The organism is Flavobacterium sp. CSZ, from assembly GCF_015350725.1.
GTDB lineage: Bacteria > Bacteroidota > Bacteroidia > Flavobacteriales > Flavobacteriaceae > Flavobacterium.
Map to the genome: position 1 here is coordinate 81,609 of NZ_JADKPQ010000016.1, position 22,235 is coordinate 103,843.

Annotated in this window: 21 protein-coding genes; 9 read left to right on the forward strand and 12 right to left on the reverse strand. The window is 34.9% G+C overall.

All coding sequences use genetic code 11. The annotated features are described in order from the left end of the window. Positions 1–62: 62 nt before the first annotated feature. The 4 genes from IRZ78_RS18090 to IRZ78_RS18105 form a co-directional block, all read right to left on the reverse strand. Positions 63–665 (reverse strand): hypothetical protein, encoded by a 603-nt coding sequence (locus IRZ78_RS18090; RefSeq protein WP_194617859.1) that lies wholly within the window; start codon positions 663–665, stop codon positions 63–65. A 35-nt stretch (positions 666–700) separates the two neighbouring features. Beyond that, positions 701–1,726, reverse strand: coding sequence for a 2-hydroxyacid dehydrogenase (locus IRZ78_RS18095; RefSeq protein ID WP_194617860.1), 1,026 nt, complete (start codon positions 1,724–1,726; stop codon positions 701–703). Positions 1,727–1,811: 85 nt separating this feature from the next. Continuing rightward, complete coding sequence (locus IRZ78_RS18100; protein ID WP_194617861.1) at positions 1,812–2,228, reverse strand: hypothetical protein; 417 nt, start codon at positions 2,226–2,228, stop codon at positions 1,812–1,814. A gap of 4 nt (positions 2,229–2,232) precedes the next feature. Beyond that, complete coding sequence (locus IRZ78_RS18105) at positions 2,233–3,156, reverse strand: DUF4274 domain-containing protein (RefSeq protein ID WP_194617862.1); 924 nt, start codon at positions 3,154–3,156, stop codon at positions 2,233–2,235. A gap of 238 nt (positions 3,157–3,394) precedes the next feature. Between IRZ78_RS18105 and IRZ78_RS18110 the strand changes: the two genes are divergently transcribed. Both IRZ78_RS18110 and IRZ78_RS26220 read left to right on the forward strand, forming a co-directional pair. Beyond that, a complete protein-coding gene (locus tag IRZ78_RS18110; protein ID WP_194617863.1) occupies positions 3,395–3,826 on the forward strand; it encodes a hypothetical protein in 432 nt (143 codons plus the stop codon). A gap of 163 nt (positions 3,827–3,989) precedes the next feature. Then, entirely contained in the window at positions 3,990–4,739 is a 750-nt protein-coding gene (locus IRZ78_RS26220; RefSeq protein WP_228520519.1) for a hypothetical protein, read from the forward strand. Between the two features lie 51 nt (positions 4,740–4,790). On the opposite strand, the gene IRZ78_RS18120 is transcribed toward IRZ78_RS26220, so the two are convergent. The 6 genes from IRZ78_RS18120 to IRZ78_RS18145 all read right to left on the reverse strand — a co-directional run bounded on the left by IRZ78_RS18120 (position 4,791) and on the right by IRZ78_RS18145 (position 11,188). Beyond that, a complete protein-coding gene (locus tag IRZ78_RS18120; RefSeq protein WP_194617864.1) occupies positions 4,791–7,265 on the reverse strand; it encodes a zinc-dependent metalloprotease in 2,475 nt (824 codons plus the stop codon). 180 nt (positions 7,266–7,445) lie between these two features. Continuing rightward, positions 7,446–8,732 carry a glutamate-1-semialdehyde 2,1-aminomutase gene (hemL, locus tag IRZ78_RS18125; protein ID WP_194617865.1) on the reverse strand — a complete coding sequence of 429 codons (1,287 nt, stop codon included), beginning with the start codon at positions 8,730–8,732 and terminating at the stop codon, positions 7,446–7,448. A gap of 35 nt (positions 8,733–8,767) precedes the next feature. Next, positions 8,768–9,004, reverse strand: a complete 237-nt coding sequence (locus tag IRZ78_RS18130; RefSeq protein WP_194617866.1) for a hypothetical protein — start codon at positions 9,002–9,004, stop codon at positions 8,768–8,770. A gap of 54 nt (positions 9,005–9,058) precedes the next feature. Then, positions 9,059–9,955 (reverse strand): glucosaminidase domain-containing protein, encoded by an 897-nt coding sequence (locus IRZ78_RS18135; protein WP_194617867.1) that lies wholly within the window; start codon positions 9,953–9,955, stop codon positions 9,059–9,061. Beyond that, complete coding sequence (locus tag IRZ78_RS18140) at positions 9,948–10,844, reverse strand: pyridoxal-phosphate dependent enzyme (RefSeq protein WP_194617868.1); 897 nt, start codon at positions 10,842–10,844, stop codon at positions 9,948–9,950. Before IRZ78_RS18140 ends, IRZ78_RS18135 begins: the two co-directional genes overlap by 8 nt. 8 nt (positions 10,845–10,852) lie before the next feature. Then, positions 10,853–11,188: a hypothetical protein gene (locus IRZ78_RS18145; protein WP_194617869.1), complete on the reverse strand. Its 336-nt coding sequence runs from the start codon at positions 11,186–11,188 to the stop codon at positions 10,853–10,855. A gap of 113 nt (positions 11,189–11,301) precedes the next feature. On the opposite strand from IRZ78_RS18145, the gene IRZ78_RS18150 reads away from it, so the two are divergent. The 4 genes from IRZ78_RS18150 (at position 11,302) to ilvA (ending at position 15,890) form a co-directional block, all read left to right on the forward strand. After that, on the forward strand, positions 11,302–11,487 hold the full coding sequence (locus IRZ78_RS18150) for a DUF5522 domain-containing protein (protein WP_073418076.1): 186 nt from the start codon (positions 11,302–11,304) through the stop codon (positions 11,485–11,487). Positions 11,488–11,820: 333 nt separating this feature from the next. Beyond that, positions 11,821–13,797, forward strand: coding sequence for a urocanate hydratase (locus IRZ78_RS18155; RefSeq protein ID WP_194617870.1), 1,977 nt, complete (start codon positions 11,821–11,823; stop codon positions 13,795–13,797). Positions 13,798–13,848: 51 nt separating this feature from the next. After that, positions 13,849–14,388 (forward strand): DUF4136 domain-containing protein, encoded by a 540-nt coding sequence (locus IRZ78_RS18160; protein ID WP_194617871.1) that lies wholly within the window; start codon positions 13,849–13,851, stop codon positions 14,386–14,388. A gap of 257 nt (positions 14,389–14,645) precedes the next feature. After that, entirely contained in the window at positions 14,646–15,890 is a 1,245-nt protein-coding gene (gene ilvA / locus IRZ78_RS18165; RefSeq protein WP_194617872.1) for a threonine ammonia-lyase IlvA, read from the forward strand. 81 nt (positions 15,891–15,971) lie between these two features. Here the strand turns inward: ilvA and IRZ78_RS18170 are convergent, their stop codons facing one another. Continuing rightward, complete coding sequence (locus tag IRZ78_RS18170) at positions 15,972–18,122, reverse strand: RICIN domain-containing protein (protein WP_194617873.1); 2,151 nt, start codon at positions 18,120–18,122, stop codon at positions 15,972–15,974. Between the two features lie 374 nt (positions 18,123–18,496). Between IRZ78_RS18170 and IRZ78_RS18175 the strand changes: the two genes are divergently transcribed. From IRZ78_RS18175 to IRZ78_RS18185, 3 genes are all read left to right on the forward strand, one after another. Beyond that, positions 18,497–18,907 (forward strand): group III truncated hemoglobin, encoded by a 411-nt coding sequence (locus IRZ78_RS18175; RefSeq protein ID WP_194617874.1) that lies wholly within the window; start codon positions 18,497–18,499, stop codon positions 18,905–18,907. 90 nt (positions 18,908–18,997) lie between these two features. Then, complete coding sequence (locus IRZ78_RS18180) at positions 18,998–19,444, forward strand: hypothetical protein (protein WP_194617875.1); 447 nt, start codon at positions 18,998–19,000, stop codon at positions 19,442–19,444. A gap of 140 nt (positions 19,445–19,584) precedes the next feature. Beyond that, entirely contained in the window at positions 19,585–21,342 is a 1,758-nt protein-coding gene (locus IRZ78_RS18185; protein WP_194617876.1) for an aromatic amino acid hydroxylase, read from the forward strand. Between the two features lie 201 nt (positions 21,343–21,543). On the opposite strand, the gene IRZ78_RS18190 is transcribed toward IRZ78_RS18185, so the two are convergent. Continuing rightward, complete coding sequence (locus tag IRZ78_RS18190) at positions 21,544–22,173, reverse strand: DUF4230 domain-containing protein (protein WP_194617877.1); 630 nt, start codon at positions 22,171–22,173, stop codon at positions 21,544–21,546. Between the last annotated feature and the right edge of the window lie 62 nt (positions 22,174–22,235).

Below are 22,235 nucleotides of genomic sequence, written 5' to 3' on the forward strand. Positions count from 1 at the left end.
TTCCAAAATTGTATTAATATTCAAACCCGACAAATTTTTAAAAATCTGTCGGGTTTTTTATTTTAAAACCAGTACTTCTCTAATTTCTTTGCCTGAATATCTAAAACCTTTGAGTTTTCTTTAGGAGTTTCACCTTTCCAAATTTCCTGAACTGAAGGGTTTGAAGGGTATTTACCATTTTTCATTTTCACAAGGTGGAACTTTCCTCCGGTTTCAAATATAAGATCGTAAAACTTTTCAGTAGATGAAGTGGTGACCAAAATCGGAAAATCGGTTACGGTAAAAGAATTAATTAAACCTCCATCATTCTTTAGAATATATCCTGAGCAGCCTCCGCTTCCGCAGAAGTAAGAGTTGGAGAATCCTACGAAATATTCGTCTTTTTTATCGTTGTTTAAATCGAAAGCATCGTAATAAAAGAATCGGTCATCTTTTGTCATTGCCGGAAGATCTTTCTTTAATAGAATATTCAATTGTTTGCGGATCAATTCCACTGCCTTATCATCTTTTGCAGGGGCATCACTAAGATCTGCAGTTCCTGCAACGGTTTTTGATAAGGTATCCTCAGCAATTGTTTTGATGATACTCTTTGCGTCTGTTTTATCTTTGTTTTGGCATGAAAGTATTCCCAGAATCATAACTGCCACTAAAATTTTATTTTTCATAATCTCTTTGTTTTAAGTTCTCAACATTGCCTTTGTTAAACCAGCAAAGCTGCTTTATTTTCAATATCATTTTTAGTCAATAAATCTTTTATATTATTAAAAGTTATCACAGCAATCTGCGTTAGGGCTTCATTGGTAAAAAAGGCCTGATGCGCTGTAACCAAAACATTGGGAAAACTCATTAAACGCTGAATGGCATCATCCTGAATAATATCAGCAGAAAGATCTCTGAAGAATAGTTTTTCTTCCTGCTCGTACACATCTATTCCCAAATATCCAATTTTACCTTCTTTTAAACCTTCAATTACCGAAGCTGTTTCTATTAATCCGCCTCGGCTTGTGTTGATGATCATCACGTTGTCTTTCATTTCATCGATAGACTTCTTGTTTATGATATGTTTGGTTTGCTCGTTTAATGGGCAATGCAGCGAAATAATATCACTCTGTTTAAAAACTTCTTCAAGAGACACGAATTTTACTCCGTCTTTTATCATTTCATCATTTGTAACAATATCATAGGCGAGCACTTTGCATCCAAAACCTAAAGCAATTTTTGCAAAAGCTTTCCCTATATTTCCCGTTCCGATAATTCCGATTGTTTTTCCAAACAAATCAAAACCCAGTAATCCATTTAGAGAAAAGTTTTGTTCACGAACTCTGTTATAGGCTTTATGCGTTTTTCTATTTAAAGTTAAAATCATCGCGATAGCATGTTCTGCAACTGCCTGAGGAGAATAAGCCGGAACACGACATACTTTTATATTATACTTTTTTGCGGCTTGCAGATCAACGTTATTAAAACCAGCACAACGCAAAGCAATAATTTTCACATTCTTTTCTGCCAATTGTTTGATTACCGCCTCATTTACAATATCGTTTACAAAAACACAAACTATAGCAGCATTTTCGATAAGGATTACCGTTTGAGGATTCAGTTGGGTTTCAAAAAAATCCAATTCAAAACCAAATTCTTCATTGTACTTATTAAAGAAAGTCTTATCGTAAGGCTGTGTCGAAAAAAAGGCAATTTTATTATTGTTTGATGTGGCATTTAAACTCATGATTGTTTCTTTTGGGTTTTAACTTGTGGTTGTACTAAATTACGCAATTAATTCTGAAGTAAATTTCTGATATTAAAAAATCAACTTATTTTGGGTATTCTTTGCCATGTGCTATAGTAAATCCCTCTTTTGGATGCAAACCAGAAACATCATAACCTAAACTTTCAAGTATTTCTAAACCATCAACAGATTCTAATTTGTTTTTCCCGTTCCAGCCGTTATTCAAACCATACAAAATACATTCTCTAATATATTTGGGCCTGTTCAGGTTTATAACTTCTGTTTGCTGATTAGATAATCTGGTTAGCTTTATACCAGTATTCAATGGATTTCCGTCACACAAATCTTCCCATGTAGTGAAACTAATTTTCAATGGGGTTTGTTTAAAATCCTTTAAGAATATAGTTATTTCAAACGTTGCTATATCTGTATTAAGTCCAAATCCACAAGTTGTTTTATAAAGATAAAAGTGCTCTTCGACTGTAATTTTTCTTAATGCCATGAAATTATGACCTAAATTTTAAATGATCTGTACTAAAAAGCAAACCAATGCCACTGTACGGATCTTTTTTTAAGTCATAAAAATTATTTACTCCTGCCAGATCCTGATACAAATCTGAAATTATCGAAGATTGCTGAAATCCGTCTATGGTATGATTTATAATAGTATCTGCCAAACATGTTAATTCTTTTGTAGCGTTGGTAACTCCAACATTATTTCCCGTTTCCCAATCCCAAATAATCCAATTCCATTGGTGTTTTTTATGCACGCAATCCATCCATAAATAAGAGAGATTCTTAATTTTTATCTTTCCTAATTCTTTTTCTTTCCAATACTCTATACTTTCTATTATAGCTTGAATCGCTTCATCTGTTTGATTGTAAACAAAATCAGGATTCGAAATCTGAATAATCTTTACAGCAGCTGCAATTTTGGCATTGATGTTTTTTAACTCTTTTTCGTTGGGGGTTCTTAAAAAAGCAAACTCAATATCCTCTCGTTCAAAAATAATTCCCGGCGATTTTTCCAGCATTTGAGCAGGAATACATTTAGTATTAGAATTTTCATCGAGAAACTCTTGCTTTGGATCAAAAGAAAAATGCTCCTCTTTATAAAACCCGGAAGTATATTTTTCTTCAATTTCTTTTATTACAAGATAAGTCTGATAATTAATATCCTGTTTTATTGCCTCCTGGTTTTTGAATTTACAGAAATAATCCGGCTGCAAGATCCAATACAAACAAAGCGCTGTTCCTTTGTCCAGGTGCTTTTGTTTGATGATCCAGTTAAAGGGTTCAAGTCCGTCATCATAATTCCAGTGCTGCACAAATTGATGCAATTCGGCAGTGGTTAATTTTTGATACGACATCTCTCCGCTTACGGCTTTAAGAACACGGTTTTTATTTTTCTTATTAAATAATTCTTCCATATTTTATCCTGGTAATTCTATTTTGAAATTGTCAATGCACTAACAAATTTAAAAACCTATTGTTGTAAAACATCATCATCGAGCATAATTAAAACAATAAAAAAGCCCTTGTAAATCAGGAGACAATATCGCAAAGCGATTTTTCGTCTTGTTAAATAAACTACAATTCTGATTATCAGATTAAACCTATTGAATTTAATAAAGTCTAACAACTATAACAATTAAAAAACTCAACATCATGAAAAAACTATTTATCGCAGCTTTGTTATTTATTGGAGTAGCAAGTTTTGCACAAGAAGCAGATCAAACACCTACACGCGAACCAAGAGAAAGACTAACTCCGGAACAACGTAATGAGAAACAGTTAAAAAAAATAACTACAGAGTTAAATTTAGATGCCAATCAGCAAGCTCAGGTAAAACAACTATTAGCCGACAGAAGTGCTAAAGCAGAAAAATTAAGAGCAGAACGAAAAGACCGAAAAGAGAAACCTACTGCAGCGGAAAGAGAAGCTTTTAAAAATGAATTAAAAGCTGAAAAAGACGCCAATGATGCTAAAATGAAAGCGATACTCAATGCGGATCAATACAAAAAATGGACCTCTATTCAGGACGAAAAAAGAGAGCAGGCAAAAGAGAAAATGAGAGAATACAAAAAAGAAAACAACTAATTATAGTTTACAAAGAGGCTTAAATAGCCTCTTTTTTATTGAGAATACTTTTTATGCTTTCCTTAATAGTTTGTGTTAATTAAAAGATAAATCTTACAACAAGATTAAACCTAGCCAACTTCTTGAAGTCTAATGGATATAAACCTTTAAAAAAAAACGAATTATGAAAAAATTATTTATCGCAGCTTTATTATTCGTTGGAATGGTAAGTTTTGCGCAAGACATCAATCAGAAAGCTACAGGTGATCAAAGAGAAAAATTAACTCCTGAGCAGCGTAGTGAGAAACATTTACAAAAATTAACTTCTGAATTGAGTTTGGATAAAAACCAACAGGAAAAAGTAAAACAATTATTAGCCGAAAGAAATGCTAAAGCAGAAAAGTTTAAAGATGCTAATAAAGATCGCAAAACAAAACCAACTGCTGCAGAAAAAGACGCTTTTAAAAAACAAATGGAAACTGAAAGAGCAGCAAATGATGCCAAAATGAAAGCTATTCTAAACGCCGATCAGTATACTAAATGGACCGCTCTTAAAAAAGAGCATAAAGATCATAACAGAAAAGGCGATCACAGAGGAAAAAGAGATTTGAAATCTCCACAAGAACGCGATCAGGCACACTTGCAAAAACTAACTACAGATCTAAACTTAAATGCTGATCAGCAAAAACAAGTTACTGAACTTTTATCTGAGAGAACTACCAAAATCTCTATGCTTGAAAAAAGCCGCAAAGATACTGGTGTAGCTCCAAGTGATGCGGAGAAAAAAGCCATGAGAAAACAAATGGAAGTAGATCATAAAGCTTTTGACACTAAAATGAAATCTATTTTGAATGCAGATCAATATACAAAATGGACAGCGATTCAAAAAGAGCGTAAAGACAAAATGAAAGAACACAGAAAAGGTAAAAAATAATCCTGATCAAAAAAAGAGGCTCGTGAGCCTCTTTTTTTGTTTATACATTTCTTATTTCGGATTTAAAATCAAATCGATTCGTTTGATACAATCTTCATAATGGTATTTTGTTTCTGTGTTTACCGGTTTTGCTTTTGCTGCCAAAAGTGTTGTTTTTAGTGCAGTTAATTCGCCGCGAACCAAAGCCCTTACATCAGATTGTGCTACATTATAATAAATTACAGATCTGTCTGCTGGTTTAATTTCTTCGCTCATTAAAGCGCCCATTCTCTCGATATAACCGCGCTGCAAATTTCTTCTGTATATTGTTACATTGCCCGGTGTAGCGGCTTCTTTCCAGATTCCTTTTCGCGTATCTCTTAATAAATCCAAAGCTTTATAAGTATCTGCGCCAAGTATTTCATTATCCATCAGGCGGCCAATACGGCCAATACTCAATAAATTATTTAAATGTCGAACCTGCAAAGCTCTAAATCTCTCGCTATACCCTGCAACATCTGTATTTTTTAAAGTATTTACGTTTACAATCCAGGTTGGCGAAGCAAAAGCATTTGCCTGAAGCCAGTTCATTGCCTCAATTTGTTTTGCTTTTGAAACCACTTCATAAATATTTCCGGCTTGATTTGGCTTTTTAGTATTTTCATAAACCCCACCCACATTGGTTACCACATGCCCAACATATCTGCTCCAGGCTTCTAACATTTCTTTATACAATTCATCCAAATCCGCATAATTATTGGTCACAGTACTTGTCCATTCATTTAAATGAGACGCTACATATTGTAAATTTTTCAGCCCGTATGAACTTGCTTTGATCGCATTATTTCCAATGTCTTCGGTTTGAGTTGTAGGATCAAAAGCACTGCTTTGTTTGCCAAACTTATAAACAGGATTTCCGGCTTTCTCTAAAATCCATTTGTCTAAAACAGAAACTTCGTCTTCAGGTGATTTGGCATTTGGAATTACTCTATATCCCCAATTCAGGGCATAATGATCATATGCTCCCATTTTACGAATAAAACGAATATTTTTATCCCCAGGCTGTGCGATATAATTAAAACGGGCATAATCCATAATACTTGCCGAGATTCCGTTTTGTTGTGTAAAATCACCGTTTCTGTAACTCTCTACATCATAAGCACAACTTGCTCCCATATTATGAGGAAACCCTAAAGCGTGGCCTACTTCGTGAGCAATTACCATTCGCATCATCTCTCCCATTTCTTCATCGCTGGTTTGCAAAGTTCTTGCCGAGGGATTTGCTGCTCCTGTCTCGAGCAAATAGCGGTTCCTGTAGGAACGCAAATGATTGTGATACCAGATAACATCACTTTCGATTATTTCTCCGGTTCTGGGATCCGACACACTTGGCCCAACGGCATTTCGGGTTGTACTTGCCACATATCGAATAACCGAATAACGAATATCTTCAGCACTAAAATCAGGATCTTCCTCTTTTGTTGGAGCATCTTTGGCAATAATAGCATTTTTGAAACCCGCAGCTTCAAAAGGTTTTTGCCATTCTTGGATTCCTTGCTTAATATATTTTCTTAATTTTTCAGGCGTTGCAGGATCTAAATAATACACAATTGGTTTTACAGGTTCGACCAGCTCTCCCCTGTTATAAGCTTCTGGATCACTAGGTTCTAATCTCCATCGGCGAATGTAGATTTTAAGGTCAGATTTTAACTCATTACTTCCGTAATCGTATTGACTTACAGTAAACCATCCTACTCTTGGATCTGCTAATCTTGGTTTCATTGGCACTTCTGGCAATAAAACCATCGATTGATTCATTTGTATGCTTATCGACTCTGTATCTTCCAGCATTGATGGCTTCGAAGCATTATAAGTCATATCCTGAATTACTTCGATATTCATAGGAAAACTTTTAATTGTATTGATAAAACTTCTCGAATCATCAAGTCCTTTTACTTTATACATTTCGCGCATTTCTGCCGATATTCCGCTGATGGCTTTAACATCTGTACTGTAAAATTTAGTAACATCAATAACGCTATTGGCTGAATCTTTGCTAAAAGCTACAATATCAAAAGCAAACAATGTTGGCTCATAATTATTGGATTTTACCGAAATACTAATAGGCAAAGTATCATTGGCAACAGCACTGTATGATTTTGATTTGATGAGAATTTTATCCTGAAAACGCTGCCAGACTATTAATTGTTCATTGGTTTCAGAACCAGCGTTTACATATCCTCCTCCTAAATTTGAAGGTAATTTTGAGAGTCTGCTTACTAAAAGCATGTCTTTATCTAAATATTTATTTGGAATCTCGAAGTAGTATTTTTTATCCACTTTATGAACAGTAAAAAGTCCCGGATCAGAAACAGCGTCTTTGGTAATTACTTTACTATATTCTTTTATTGTAGATTCTGATTTTTTCTCTGGCGAAGCAACTGCTGGTTCTCCTTTTTTGGTGTCTTTCTTTTTAGATTGTGCAAATGGTTTAGTAGAAAACAGCATAAAAACTGTCAGTGTAATAAAAATGAAAAATTTCTTCATTTATGGTAAGTTTAATGATTATTTGTTAAACAAAAATAATTTTTATTCTAAATATATAAGAACAAACATTCTCATTAACTTTTTATTAACTACTTCAAATTAAAATTTTAAAGGCCAAAAAAAAGCCCAACTTTATTAAAAAGCTGGGCCTGAAATTGAAAATATATAATTCTTTACGTTTTAAAATGTCTTTGAAACCTTATCAATCGCATTAATGGTAAAATCTAGATCTTCATACGTTAATGCATCTGTAATAAACCAGGTTTCATAAGCAGATGGTGCAATGTAAACACCTTCGTTTAATAAACCGTGAAAGAATTTCTTAAACGTTTGGTTATCTCCTTTTGCAGCCGTTTGAAAATCAACCACAGGATTAGCATCAAAATGAACAGAGATCATAGAACCTACTCTATTGATGGTAAAAGTAACATTATTCGCTTTTAAAACTCTATCGATTCCTACTTCTAAATAAGCTGTTTTTTCTTCTAAACGGGTAAAAATTTCACGATCATTATCAAGTGCCTGCAACATTGCCAATCCCGCAGCCATTGCTAAGGGATTCCCTGATAATGTTCCTGCCTGATAAACCGGACCAAGAGGCGCTAAATAATTCATGATCTCTTCGCGCGCAGCAAAGGCACCAACCGGTAAACCTCCACCAATTACTTTTCCGAAAGTTACAATATCAGCATTGATATTATACAATTCCTGAACCCCACCACGAGCCAGACGGAAACCAGTCATTACCTCATCAAAAATTAATAAGATTCCGTTTGCTGTACACAATTCTCTTAAACCTTCCAAGAAACCTTTTTGAGGCGGAATACAGCCCATATTTCCGGCAACTGCCTCGATAATAATCGCTGCAATCTCCCCTTTATTTGCTTGGATTAAAGTTTTTACATTCTCTAAATCATTGTATTTTGCCAGTAAAGTATCTTTTGCAGTTCCTTCTGTAACTCCCGGGCTATTTGGCGAACCAAAAGTTACGGCTCCACTTCCTGCCTGAATCAAAAATGAATCAGAATGTCCGTGGTAACAACCTGCAAATTTGATGATTTTATCTCTTTTTGTAAATCCGCGAGCCAGACGAATCGCACTCATACAAGCTTCTGTACCCGAATTTACAAATCTTATTTTATCAATATTCGGAACCATAGAAACCGCCAAAGCAGCGATTTGAGTTTCCAATTCAGTTGGCATTCCAAATGAAGTTCCCAACTTTGCTTTTTCAATCACAGCATCTACAACGGGTTGATAGGCATGCCCCAAAACCATTGGTCCCCATGAGTTGATATAATCTATTAATTTATTTCCGTCCTCATCATATAAATATGCACCTTTGGCACTTTTTACAAAAATAGGAGTTCCCCCAACCGCTTTAAAGGCTCTAACTGGTGAATTTACTCCTCCTGGAATTACTTTTTCTGCTTCAGCAAAAAGCTGACTACTTCTTTTATATATCATTTTTGATTTTTGATTTTTGAGTTCAGATTTTAGATTTACCTACTTAAGCCCTGATCTGTTATAAACTCATTAAAATATTTTTGTTCTATTTGTTTTTCTTCGGTAAGTTCTTCCAATTTTGTATCTGACATTCCCTGAGGAGAATAAAATTTCCATTTCCAGGTTGGACGATGTTTTACAAAAAGATGACTTTCTGCAAACTCATCATGCTCATAAACTCCTAAAAAGAGTCTTACAATTAAAACTGCTGCAAAAGCAGAAATTAATATCATAACTTTCTTTTTCATAATTACCCATCACTGAAAACTGAGACTCAGACTGAAAACTTACTTCACTTTCAATCGCTGCCCAATAGAAATGGCGTTGTCTGAAAGATTGTTTTTTTGTTTTAAATCATCAACCAATACGTTGAATTTTTTTGAAATCGAATATAAGGTATCTCCCTTTTGAACTTCGTATAAATTAGGATCATTCGAATTCGGGTTTGATGAACTCTTAGAAGGTGTTGAAGAATTTTTAACCGTGGTTGATTTCTCAAAAGGTTTGTAATTTCTTCCGGTAACCTGACAGTCATATTGATGCAGATTGTATCTTTCGATATAACTTATTAATTTATCGGGATAATTAGGATCTGTAGCATAACCTGCTGCTCTTAAACCTTTTGCCCAGGCTTTATAATCGTCTTTTTCGTAAGTAAATAAGGTTTCATATCTTTTTTTACCCACCAGAAACAAAGCGTGATCTCTGTAAGATTCTGCAGCTTCTGGATATTTCCTGAAACATTCCTGAGCTGAATCGTCATCATGGCGAACACTTTCTCCCAACCAGTCTTTATGGCATTTAATCCCAAAATGATTGTTTGCTTCCAAGGCTAAATCACCTCTTCCGGCACCGGATTCTAAGATTCCCTGAGCCAGAATAATACTGGCAGGAATACCGTATTTCTGCATATTGCCCATTGCAATATCTTTAAATTGCAAAATATAATTATTGATTAAATCGCCTGTTACAACTGTTTTCGAAGTAGATTGAATAACCTCAGTTGTATTATTTGTAGAAGGATAATTTTTACCAATTGGCTTAACAGGAGTTTGCTTTTTGGTCGCTGCCACTCTTGGCCTCTGTATTGCTGCTGCTTTTTTGGTCGTTGCAACAGTAGGTTTACTAGACGAACAACTCACTAAAGTAGCAAGAATCAAGAATGTTATTATTTTTTTAACCATTGCTTTTAAGTATTGGTAATTTTTTCTGTTTCAATTTTATATTCATCCCCTCTATTCCTTGCAATCCGCCGGTATGAAGGAGTAATATTTTTGAATCTTCAGCAAAATAGTTTTTATGGATTAAATCTATAACGCCAAAAACCATCTTTCCTGTATAAATTGGATCTAAAGGCACTTTTGTTTCTTCAAAAAAAGTGTTGATAAATTCAATTAATTCTAAATTTATCTTCCCGTAACCTCCAAAATGATAGTCACAAATCAAATTCCAGTTATCTTGTTTTGCAAAAATACGAATTTCATTGGTTAAAAAGTCACCTTTTAACGCCGGAAACCCTAAAATTTTCTGATTTGGCAAGGCACTATTGATCAAACCGGAAATTGTTCCGCCGGTTCCCACCGCGCAGCAAACGTAATTAAAAACAGCATCTTCCTTTGTCAAAATCTCTTCGCAGCCTTTTACGGCTAATTCATTTGTACCACCTTCGGGCACTAAATAAAAATCGCCAAACTTCTCTTTTAATTTTTCGATAAAGAAAATTTCACTTTTATGTCGGTACTCTTCCCGGGTTACAAACTCAAATTGCATTCCGTTTTCCTGCGCAAATCTCAGCGTTGGATTTTCTTGAATTTTATCAAAAAGCTCATCGCCGCGAATAACACCAATTGTTTTAAAACCCTGTTTTTTTCCTGCATACGCCACCGCTGCAATGTGGTTGGAGAATGCTCCGCCAAAAGTTACCAGTGTTCCTTTGTTTTCGGCTTTTGCCTGAAGTAAATTGTATTTTAATTTTCTTAATTTATTTCCCGAGATAAAGGGATGATTTAAGTCATCACGTTTTATTGTCAGCGAAATATGATTAGGAAAACTGATATGAATTTCCTGATTCAAAATCTATTTTATTTTAAAGTTATGTAATTCAAAAAACCAAAAAAAGATCTGTTTTTCAAATAATCCAAATCCGTTTCATTTGCATAAGCTTCTCTTTCAAAACTTATACTTCTATAAGCCAGATCTTTGTTTTTGTATTGTATGAGTCTGATAATATATTCTAAAACATAAAAGATATAAAAAGGTAAAATCAGAAATTCTAATTGTTGTCGCAAATGAATTTTTTCATGATTGACAAAAACAGGATTATTTTTATCCAAATCATATTTTAAAATTACAAAGGGAAACACAGCCATTCCCCTATATCCTTTCGGAATTAAATATTTAGCAACAATTAGAAACATTCGCTGTAAAATTTATAAATTTGTAGATAAAAAATGTTCGATTTCATTAAAATCACAATCAAATTCGTGTATTTGATTTTAAAAGAAAAGAAACATCAACCCTATGCAGATTTATGAAAGAGCAAAGTAATGAAAATAAACTAATTGAAGGCGAAGATTTTTACTATACGCCCGAAGGTTATAAATGCTTTACCGAAAAACACCACTTAAAACGTGGTTATTGCTGCAAAAGTGGCTGTCGTCATTGTCCATATGGGTTTGATAAACGAACTGGCGAAATAAGAAAAAAAGCAAATTAGATAATGTGCCAATTTGATAATTAGAAAATTTCTTAATTTGATAGTTTTGTCATCCTGAGCAAAGTCGAAGGAAAAATCTAAAATCAATAATCTAAACTCTAAAATTATAAATGGATATTCTCTTGCGAAAATTTAGGATTAGGATCCACAAATCCTATCACAGGTCGGATATTCGTTATCCCTAGTTTTTTAATTAGAAAATTATCTAAATTAGAAAATGTGCCAATTTGATAATTAGATAATTCTTTTGATACTGAATTTGTAAAGAACAAAAAAATTAATCTGTTGTTAATCTTGCTAGATTATCTTAGCAACTAAGTACCTTAAAAAAAAATGACTTTTCAAGAACAAATAAAACAGGGAATCCCCTCTATATTACCTCCAAAAAAAACTTACGATTTGGCCATTAACCACGCGCCAAAACGAAAAGAAATTCTTTCGGCAGAAGAAAAAAAACTGGCCTTAAAAAATGCCTTACGCTATTTCGAAGCCAAACATCACGCTGAATTAATTAAAGAATTCTCAGAAGAATTAGAAACTTACGGTCGTATATATATGTATCGCCTACGTCCTGATTACAGAATGTACGCACGACCGATTGACCAGTATCCAGGAAAATCATTGCAGGCAAAAGCCATTATGCACATGATTCAGAACAATCTGGATTATGCTGTGGCGCAACATCCGCATGAACTAATTACTTATGGTGGAAACGGCGCTGTTTTTCAGAACTGGGCGCAATATTTATTGACCATGCAATATTTGTCTGAAATGACAGATGAGCAAACCTTAACGATGTATTCAGGACATCCTATGGGATTATTCCCCTCACATGCAGAAGCGCCAAGAGTTGTGGTTACCAACGGAATGGTTATCCCGAATTATTCTAAACCCGACGATTGGGAAAAAATGAATGCTTTGGGTGTTTCCCAATACGGACAAATGACAGCTGGAAGTTATATGTACATTGGCCCACAAGGAATTGTACACGGAACTACCATTACAGTTTTAAATGGTTTCAGAAAAATAAAACTCAATCCTGAAGGTAATCTTTTTGTAACCTCGGGTCTTGGCGGTATGTCCGGAGCACAACCAAAAGCCGGAAACATTGCCGGTTGTATTACGGTCTGCGCCGAAGTAAACCCTAAAATCACTAAAATCCGTCACGAACAGGGCTGGATTAACGAGATCGTAACTTCTACTGAAGAATTGGTAAAAAGAGTCACTTTGGCCAAAACCAATAAAGAAGTGGTTTCAATTGCTTATTTAGGAAACGTGGTGGATGTTTGGGAATGTTTCGACAAAGAAAACATCAAAATTGATTTGGGTTCTGACCAGACTTCACTCCATAATCCATGGGCTGGTGGTTATTATCCTGTTGGAATTTCTTTTGAAGAAGCCAACGAAATGATGGCCAATAATCCTGCCTTATTCAAAGAAAAAGTTCAGGAATCATTACGCAGGCAAGCCAAAGCGATTAACAAACATACCGCAAAAGGAACTTACTTTTTTGATTACGGAAATGCCTTTTTATTAGAAGCTTCCCGCGCCGGAGCTGATGTAATGGCAGAGAATAATATCGATTTTAAATATCCGAGTTATGTTCAGGATATAATGGGACCAATGTGTTTTGATTACGGATTTGGGCCATTTAGATGGGTTTGTACTTCCGGAAAACCAGAAGATTTACAAAAAACAGACAACATCGCAAGCCAGATTTTAGAAGAACTGGCTAAAACTGCTCCTAATGAAATTCAGCAGCAAATGCAGGATAACATCAAATGGATCAAAGGCGCGCAGGAAAACAAACTCGTTGTAGGTTCTCAGGCCCGTATTTTATATGCTGATGCTGAAGGTAGAATTAAAATTGCTGAAGCGTTTAATCAGGCGATTGCCAAAGGCGAAATAGGAACGGTTGTTTTAGGCCGCGATCATCATGATGTTTCGGGAACTGATTCTCCTTACAGAGAGACATCTAACATCTATGACGGATCTCGTTTTACGGCTGATATGGCCATTCAAAACGTGATTGGAGACAGTTTTAGAGGAGCAACCTGGGTTTCGATTCATAATGGCGGAGGTGTTGGCTGGGGAGAGGTTATAAACGGTGGTTTTGGTATGGTTCTTGATGGCTCTAAAGAGGCGTCAAAACGTTTAGCATCAATGCTTTTTTGGGATGTTAACAACGGAATTTCAAGACGAAGCTGGGCCCGAAATGACGAAGCTATTTTTGCTATAAAAAGAGCAATGGAAGTCCAGCCACTATTAAAGGTAACTTTACCCAATATTGTAGATGAAAATCTATTTTAGACAAAGTTTCGTATTTAATTAAAAACAAAGAACATTAAAAATTTTAAACATATGAAAACATTCAAATTAGTACCCGTTTTTTTGCTTTTGATACTAGCTTCATGCAGCACGGTAAGTGTATATTCTGATTACGATAAAAACGTAGATTTCGCACCATATAAGACGTACGCTTTTTTTAAGCCCGGAATTGATAAGGTCGAAATCTCTGATTTGGATAAAAGACGTATCTTACATGCCATAGACGAACAAATGCAGGCAAAAGGTTTTACAAAAAGCGAAAACCCTGATTTATTAGTAAATATTTTTACAAAATCAAGAGAGCAGGTTAACGTAAACCAATTTAGCGCCGGATGGGGCTACGGTTGGGGTTGGGGATGGAATCCTTACATGATGTACGGAGGAAACCAGACTACTGTATCAACTTCTACCGAAGGAACTTTATTCATTGATTTAATCGATGCTAAAAAGAAAGAAATGATATGGCAAGGTGAAGGAGTTGCAACTTTAACTAAAAACGTCGATAAAAAAGATGCCAGAGTAAAAGAAATTGTAACAAAAGTTTTAGCGCAATATCCTCCCGTTAAAAAATAATTAATACATTTGCGTTTCAAATATCTGAAATGAAAAACTTAAATATCATTATTATCTCTATTAAAATTATTGCTATTCAGCAATAATGGTGAGGTATTATATAAATAAGTAAACAAAATACAATTTATAAAACCTCCCAAATCGGGAGGTTTTTTTATTTAACGAAGATTAAAGTCGCTAGGAATTAACGCGAATCCTTTTTTCCATATTAAACAATAAAAATTAGTGTCAATTCGTGGCAAAAAAATAAAACAAAAATGAACTTATTTAACGAAGTACTCTCTGCAAAAAAGCAACTCGAAAATGTAGTTGCCGCTACCCCACTCACTCAAAATTTAAATCTTTCAGACGAGTTTAAATCGACTATTTTACTGAAACGGGAAGATTTACAAATTGTACGGTCGTACAAAATCAGAGGCGCATACAACAAGATTTCTTCGTTGAATGAAAAAGAAAAAGCAACCGGAATTGTTTGTGCAAGTGCCGGAAATCATGCACAAGGTGTCGCCTATTCGTGTCATCTTTTGCAAATACAGGGCAAAATTTATATGCCCAAAACAACTCCAAAACAAAAGGTAAAACAAGTTCAGTTGTTTGGAAAATCGTTTGTAGAGATTGTCTTAACCGGAGATACTTTTGATGATGCTTATGCTTCGGCCACGGCAGATGCGATTAAAAATCATAAAATATTTATTCATCCTTTTGACGATGAAAAAGTAATTGCCGGTCAGGGAACTGTAGGTTTAGAGATTCTGGAAACTTATAAAGAACCCATCGATTATGTTTTTGTCCCGATTGGCGGGGGAGGACTGGCTTCTGGTCTTTCTGAAGTTTTTAAACATTTAAGCCCGAATACTAAAATTATTGGCGTTGAACCACAAGGTGCTCCATCGATGAAAACCTCTATTGAAGAGAATAAAAACACAGCCTTAAAAACAATTGATAAGTTTGTAGACGGCGCGGCTGTAAAACAAGTTGGAGATAAAACTTTCGAAATTTGTCGTGAAAATCTGGACGATATTATTCTGGTTCCCGAAGGAAAAGTGTGTACGACAATCTTGCGTTTGTATAACGAAGAAGCTATGGTGGTAGAACCTGCCGGCGCATTGACCATTGCCGCTTTAGATTTTTATAAAGATAAAATAAAAGGTAAAACAGTGGTTTGCGTTGTAAGCGGAAGTAATAATGATATCGAGAGAACTGCCGAAATAAAAGAGCGCTCTTTATTGTATGAAGGTTTGATGCATTACTTTATGATTCAGTTTCCGCAGCGTCCCGGAGCTTTAAAAGAATTTGTCAATAATATTTTAGGTCCCGATGACGATATCACTTATTTTCAGTTTGCCAAGAAAAACAGTCGTGAAGTTGGTTCTGTAGTGGTTGGTTTAGAATTAAAAAATAAAAAAGATATCAAGGCAATTAAAATGAATATGACCAAAAATGGTTTTGAATTTCAATACCTGAATGACAATCAGGATTTGTTTACACAACTCATTGGATAAACAAAAGGCTGTCTGAATTTAAAATCAGACAGCCTTTTTCAAACCAAAATAAAATAACTAATTAAAATTAAAAATTGGTAATTATTTCTTTATCACTTTTTTAGAATACGAGCTTTGGCCATCATTTACTTTTACTACATAAATCCCTTTTGGTAATTGCGAAATTTCTATTTCGGCTTCATTACCAGTTGTAAAATCAACGCTTCTTTTTAAAACATTTTGCCCAGAAGCATTGTAAACTTCGACTTGTCCGGAGCCTGAATTAGGGGTGTTAATTTTTAAATAGTTGTTTGTTACATTGATATAAAGAGAAAAATCAGATACGGTATTGGCTTGTTCTTCTATGGCAGCTTTCCTGGCTGCAGAAGCCTCCACCTGTACCAATTGCCATTGCTGATTTAATCCTCCTGTATAAGCCCATACCTGAATATTGGCACCATTTGCAGTAGAAACACTTTCGACATCCAATGATTTTCCGCTATTTACATTGATAATACTATAGTAACCTCCGCCAAGACTGTTCACTGTCCATTTAAATTCGTTTGAAGACGAGAATGCTCTTTGTTGTACTTTTATTCCATCAGCAGTACTATTACTCTCAGGTGCCAGGTATAATCCTGTCGATTTTACAATGATGTAGTAATTGCCGCTTGCCTCAGCAACAAACTTCCAGCGTTGATTACTTCCTCCTCCACCGGTAATGTCATATTGCTGAATGCGTCCTCCGCTTATAGCGGAATTATCTGCAACATCTAATCCTTTGCTGCTGTTTCTTGAAATGACATTGTAATATCCCGGAAATGAAGATGACGGAGGGGATCCTGCTGACCAATTAAAAGTAACTGCCGATGAAGCGGGAACTGTATAATTAAAAGCTGATGATCCTGAAACCACTTTTATGGTATTGGCTGATCCTGAATTGTAAACCACAAGTGCAATGGATCCGTCAGGATTTCTAAATCCAACCGTTTGAATTGTACCACTTGTACTTGAAGATGAAATTCTTACAGCACCCGGTTTTACAAATTTTGAGATTTGACCAATAATATAATAGGCCACATTTTTAGTATAACTTGTACTGTTATTTACCGTAATGGCTCCCAGACAAGTATTGCATCCACCCGGAGTACGCGGCCCTAAACTCGGATTATTGGCTGCATTCCATTCTAAAACTGTTTTTGACCAGTTATTGGTACTTCCAATCACTACGTTTTGCATGTGCCAGCCAAAATCTCCACCAAAGTTTCCGCCTGATCCTGTATATTGTTCTGTAAAATAAACGTTTTTATTGGTGGCATTTCGCACAGTTGACATGGCCGAAATATTTCCTAAATACAAATGAAACGCTGCACCATCAACATAACTGCTGTTGTTTAAAACATCAATAGGGTAAGCTGTATTGTCGCAATTGTGATCAAAAGCGATGATTTTTATATTTCCATAACCTGCTGCTGCCATTTGTGGTCCCAGTTGCTGATTGATAAAGTTTTTTTGTTCTGTCGAATTCATTAACATACTTGGCTCATTATGCGGATTCTCTGGTTCGTTTTGAGGTGTGACTGCCCAAATTGAAATTCCCTGCGCTTGCATTGCGGCAAAATACTTTACAAAATATCTCGCGTAGGCAGCGTAATATTGTGTTTGCAAACTTCCGCCAATCCAGGAATTATTAGTTTTCATCCAGCGTGGCGCTGACCAGGGAGTGGCTAATATTTTTATGTTTGGATTGATAAGCTGTATCTTTTTTATAATGGGAATCAAATAGGTCAAATCCGGTCCGTTAATACTGAAATTGTTCATATTAACGTCTCCTGAAGTTTCGTTATAACTATAAGAAGAACTGCTTAAATCAGAAGCCGCTATACTAATACGAACTACGCTGGCGTTTAAACCTGTAACAGGATTGTACAAATCATTTAATAATTGATTTTGCTGAGTGGCTGCCATTGCACTGATTACCTCGGCGCTTCCTTCGGTAAGAGTATAACCAAAACCATCCATGGTTTGGTAGGTTGTTGCTACATTAATGGTAATTGTAGAAGGATTAGTCCCTGAGTTTGTCCCGAAACTTACTGCAGATTGCTGCTGTAATAATCTGGTCTGATCACCCGATGTGATAAAAGGTGTGACTGTTTGAGCATTGGCTTTGATCATAACCAAAAGCATTATAATGATGACCTGGGTCAAAATTGCTTTTACTCGATTTGTAGGTTTGTGAGTAGTTTTGTGCATTTTTTTGCGGTTTTAGATAGTTAAATTTCTTTCATTTTATTATGATTATTTTTATTAAAACGCATCTAAATTACATCAATCTTTTACGAAATCGATATAATTCAAACTTTACAAATACACATCATTTGTAAAAATTACCTTAACAAAAACTGATCTTTTATTTTTACAAAAACCTAAAAACCAAATACTTAAACCCTAAAAAATCATAAAATTCTAATTTTACTTTTCATTAAATAAATAAATTTTTCAAAATCAAGCTTTTAGATCATCTTTTAAATATTCTATTGTATTATAAAATTTTCACAAATGACAAATCTCATAGAACAAACCTGGAGTTATAGCGTATTTTTGCCGTTAATATAATTACTTAAAATATGGAGGCACTTAAAGATATTTCAACCTTAGAAGACATTAAACAAATGGTGAACAGCTTTTATGCAAATGTTAGAAAAGACGAGCTGATTGGCCCTATCTTTAATAATAAACTGCAAGATCGGTGGGAACCTCATCTGCAAAAAATGTACGGATTCTGGCAGACTATTTTATTTGATGTGAGAGCTTATTCGGGAACTCCTTTTCCCCCACACAAACAATTACCCGTAGATAAAACGCATTTTGACCGCTGGATTGCAATTTTTAATACCACAATCGATGCACAGTTTGCCGGCCCAATAACCCAAGAAGCTAAAATGCGTGCCGCCAATATGGCCTATATGTTCAGCCACAAAATTGAATATTTTAGAAATGCCGAAAACGAGCTGAGAAATACATCAGGTAAATCTTAAAAATATTCAAGTTTTAGATTGCATACTATTTTTAATTAAATAAATTTGATTTGAAAATACTGATAAAAGCCAAATCAAAATTTAATTAAAATGAAAAAACTCATCCTTTTCTTTACAATCTGTTTCTCTTTTTTAAGTCATTTAAATGCACAATCTCAAGCTCCGGTTTCTAATTTATACAAAGGAACTATTGATGGAAAAACACCAATAACTCTTTATATTAAAACAGAAGAAAATCCGTGTACTGCTGATTTAATGTTTGCCTCAATGTATCGCTACAATAAATCAAGCAAATGGATTCAAATTTATCCTACGCAGAACAAAAAGGCTGAAAATGAATTTGTAATGGTCGAACATGATTTCAGTGGTGTTTTAATTTTAAAGAAAACAGGAAATACTTTCTCGGGTTTATGGATTAGCCCCGATACTAAAAAACAATTGAAGGTAGATTTAAAAGAAGCTTCGATGACCAAAAAAGAGATCGAAAGCTATGAAAAAACAATGGAAAGAGTGAGTTTTGACAATAACGACTGCTAAAATTTTCACTTTTTTATTAATGCTCCAAAATCTATAAAAACGCAATAAAAAATCATTTCGGACAAAAAAATTGTAACAAATAGCAAAAAATAGCGGTCTTAATTCGTAATTTTACATTCTTAATCTACAACGTTTTCGAAATGAATGCAAGTATTGAAACAAACCCGTTATTAGAGCGATTGCCTAAACATTTAAAGCAATTTATTAAACCTCAGGATTATAGCGATTACACTCCTATAAATCAAGCGGTTTGGCGCTATGTAATGCGTAAAAACGTAGATTATTTATCGAAAGTTGCGCATAGTTCGTATTTAGACGGTTTGCGTAAAACGGGAATCGAAATTGATTCGATCCCCAGCATGTACGGAATGAATAGAATCCTGACTGAGATTGGATGGGCTGCAGTTGCAGTTGACGGGTTTATTCCGCCCAATGCATTTATGGAATTTCAGGCGTATAACGTTTTGGTTATTGCATCGGATATTCGTCAGTTAGAACATATTGAATATACTCCTGCGCCGGATATTATTCATGAAGGTGCCGGCCACGCTCCAATTATTGCCAATCCTGAATATGCTGAATATTTGAGACGTTTTGGCGAAATTGGCTGCAAAGCCATTTCTTCTCACAAAGATTATCAGATGTATGAAGCGATTCGGTTGCTTTCGATTTTGAAAGAAGCTGAGGATACGCCGCAAGAAAAAATAGACCAAGCCGAAAAAGCGGTTGCTGATTTACAGAATAATATGGGTGAATTATCTGAAATGGCTCAGATTCGAAATCTGCATTGGTGGACGGTTGAATATGGCTTGATTGGAACGATTGAAAACCCAAAAATATATGGCGCCGGATTACTTTCCTCGATTGGTGAGAGTGCCTGGTGCATGACAGATAACGTAAAGAAAATTCCTTATGATATATCAGCTGCAAATCAAAATTTTGATATTACGCAGTTGCAGCCTCAACTCTATGTAACGCCTAATTTCTCTTATTTAAGTTTAATTTTAGAAGAATTTGCAAATAAAATGGCTCTACGTACAGGAGGGCTCTCGGGGATTCAGAAATTGATTCATTCCAATGCCTTAGGAACAATTGAATTGAGTACTGGTTTACAAATTTCGGGTGTTTTTACCAATGTACTGCAAGACGAAGGAAAACCTGTTTACATTCAGACTACAGGAAAAACAGCTTTGTCATACCGTGAAAAAGAATTGGTTGGTCACGGAACTTTGACGCATCCTGAAGGATTTGGAAGTCCGATTGGAAAACTAAAAGGCTTTAATTTAGCCATTGAAGATATGAGTCCGAAGGATTTACAGGCTTATTCTATTGTTGAAAATGAAACGGTAAAACTGGAATTTGAAGGTAATATCATTGTGGAAGGTGAAATTATTACGGGATCCAGAAACCTGCACGGAGAGATTATTCTAATTAGTTTTAGAAATTGTACCGTAAGGCATGGCCAAACGATTTTGTTTCAGCCTGAATGGGGAAATTATGATATGGCGATTGGTAAAAAAGTAGTTTCCGCTTTTTCTGGCCCAGCCGATGTGAATAGTTTTGACTTGATTAATTCTGTTCCGAAAACCACCACTATAAAAGCCAAACATTCTGAACAACGTGATGATCTTGAAGTCTTGTATCAAACGATTCGCATGATTAGAGAAAATAAAGATTCTAAAGCTGAACTAAAAGCTGTATTTGAAAAACTTCAAAAAAACCATTCTAATGATTGGTTATTGTCTGTTGAAATTGCTGAGCTTTTAAAGGATTCAAATGAAGAGCAGCTGTTACAGCAAGTATTGGTTTATTTAGATCAATTGAAAGGGAAACGTCCTGAAGTGGCACATTTAATTGCTGGTGGTTTGGATTTGATTTTCGATAAGAAAGCTGTTTAATTTGTTACCCGAGGATCTGCTTACCTGTTGGCTAGCGTTTAGGTTAGAGATTTAACCGATGAACAAAGATTTTATTTTAATCTCGGAAAATTTGTCACTTTCGATCGAAGGGAGAAATCACAGTGGTAAATCAAAAAAGATTAAAGAGTTTCTTTGTGGAGTTTCTACTGCAAAAAAACGTTGAACCCTTAAACCCTTGCGCTACAACTTTAAGTCCTCATTAAAATCCTTATCAGATTCTATTGTCTTTCCTTCGTATTGTAATTTCCAGCCCATTGAATTGGTTAGAATTAAAATCTTAGATAATTCACTGATTAATCTGTTTTGAGCATTGGTTTTTAAAGTTGATTTTTCGATTTTCTTGGCCAGATTTGCTTTTACAGATTTGTTTATCTTATTGTAATCATCTCCCGTAAATGGATTGAGTTTACTTTGTTCGACATCATAAAACTGGATATCGGGATTGATGGTTATTTCTTCTTTTGGGATATTGAGAATGGTGATGGTTTTGTTTTTTTCGTCGATATCATATTTCATCTTGTGCAAATCGTAGGCAACGGTAACATTTGCATTTACAACAACAAGGGCTTTCTTTTCAAAAGAAACCATATCCATCAAATACTTTTGTTGGTTTTTATAGGTGATAACTTCTGAGAAATGTCCTTCGGTCACTACCAGTTTACCAACATTAAGAATTTGTTGCTGAATGAGATTGGTGTTATAATCGATTGTAGAATCGTCGTCTTTTTTGAACTCACAATACTTGAAAGCCAGAACCACTACAAGTACCAGCGCAGCTAAAACTATTATTCTCTTTATTAAATTTTGCATTCTATTTTTTTATTAGACCAATTTACTTCTTTTTTTAAGAGCTGAAAAGTTTTTTTGTTACG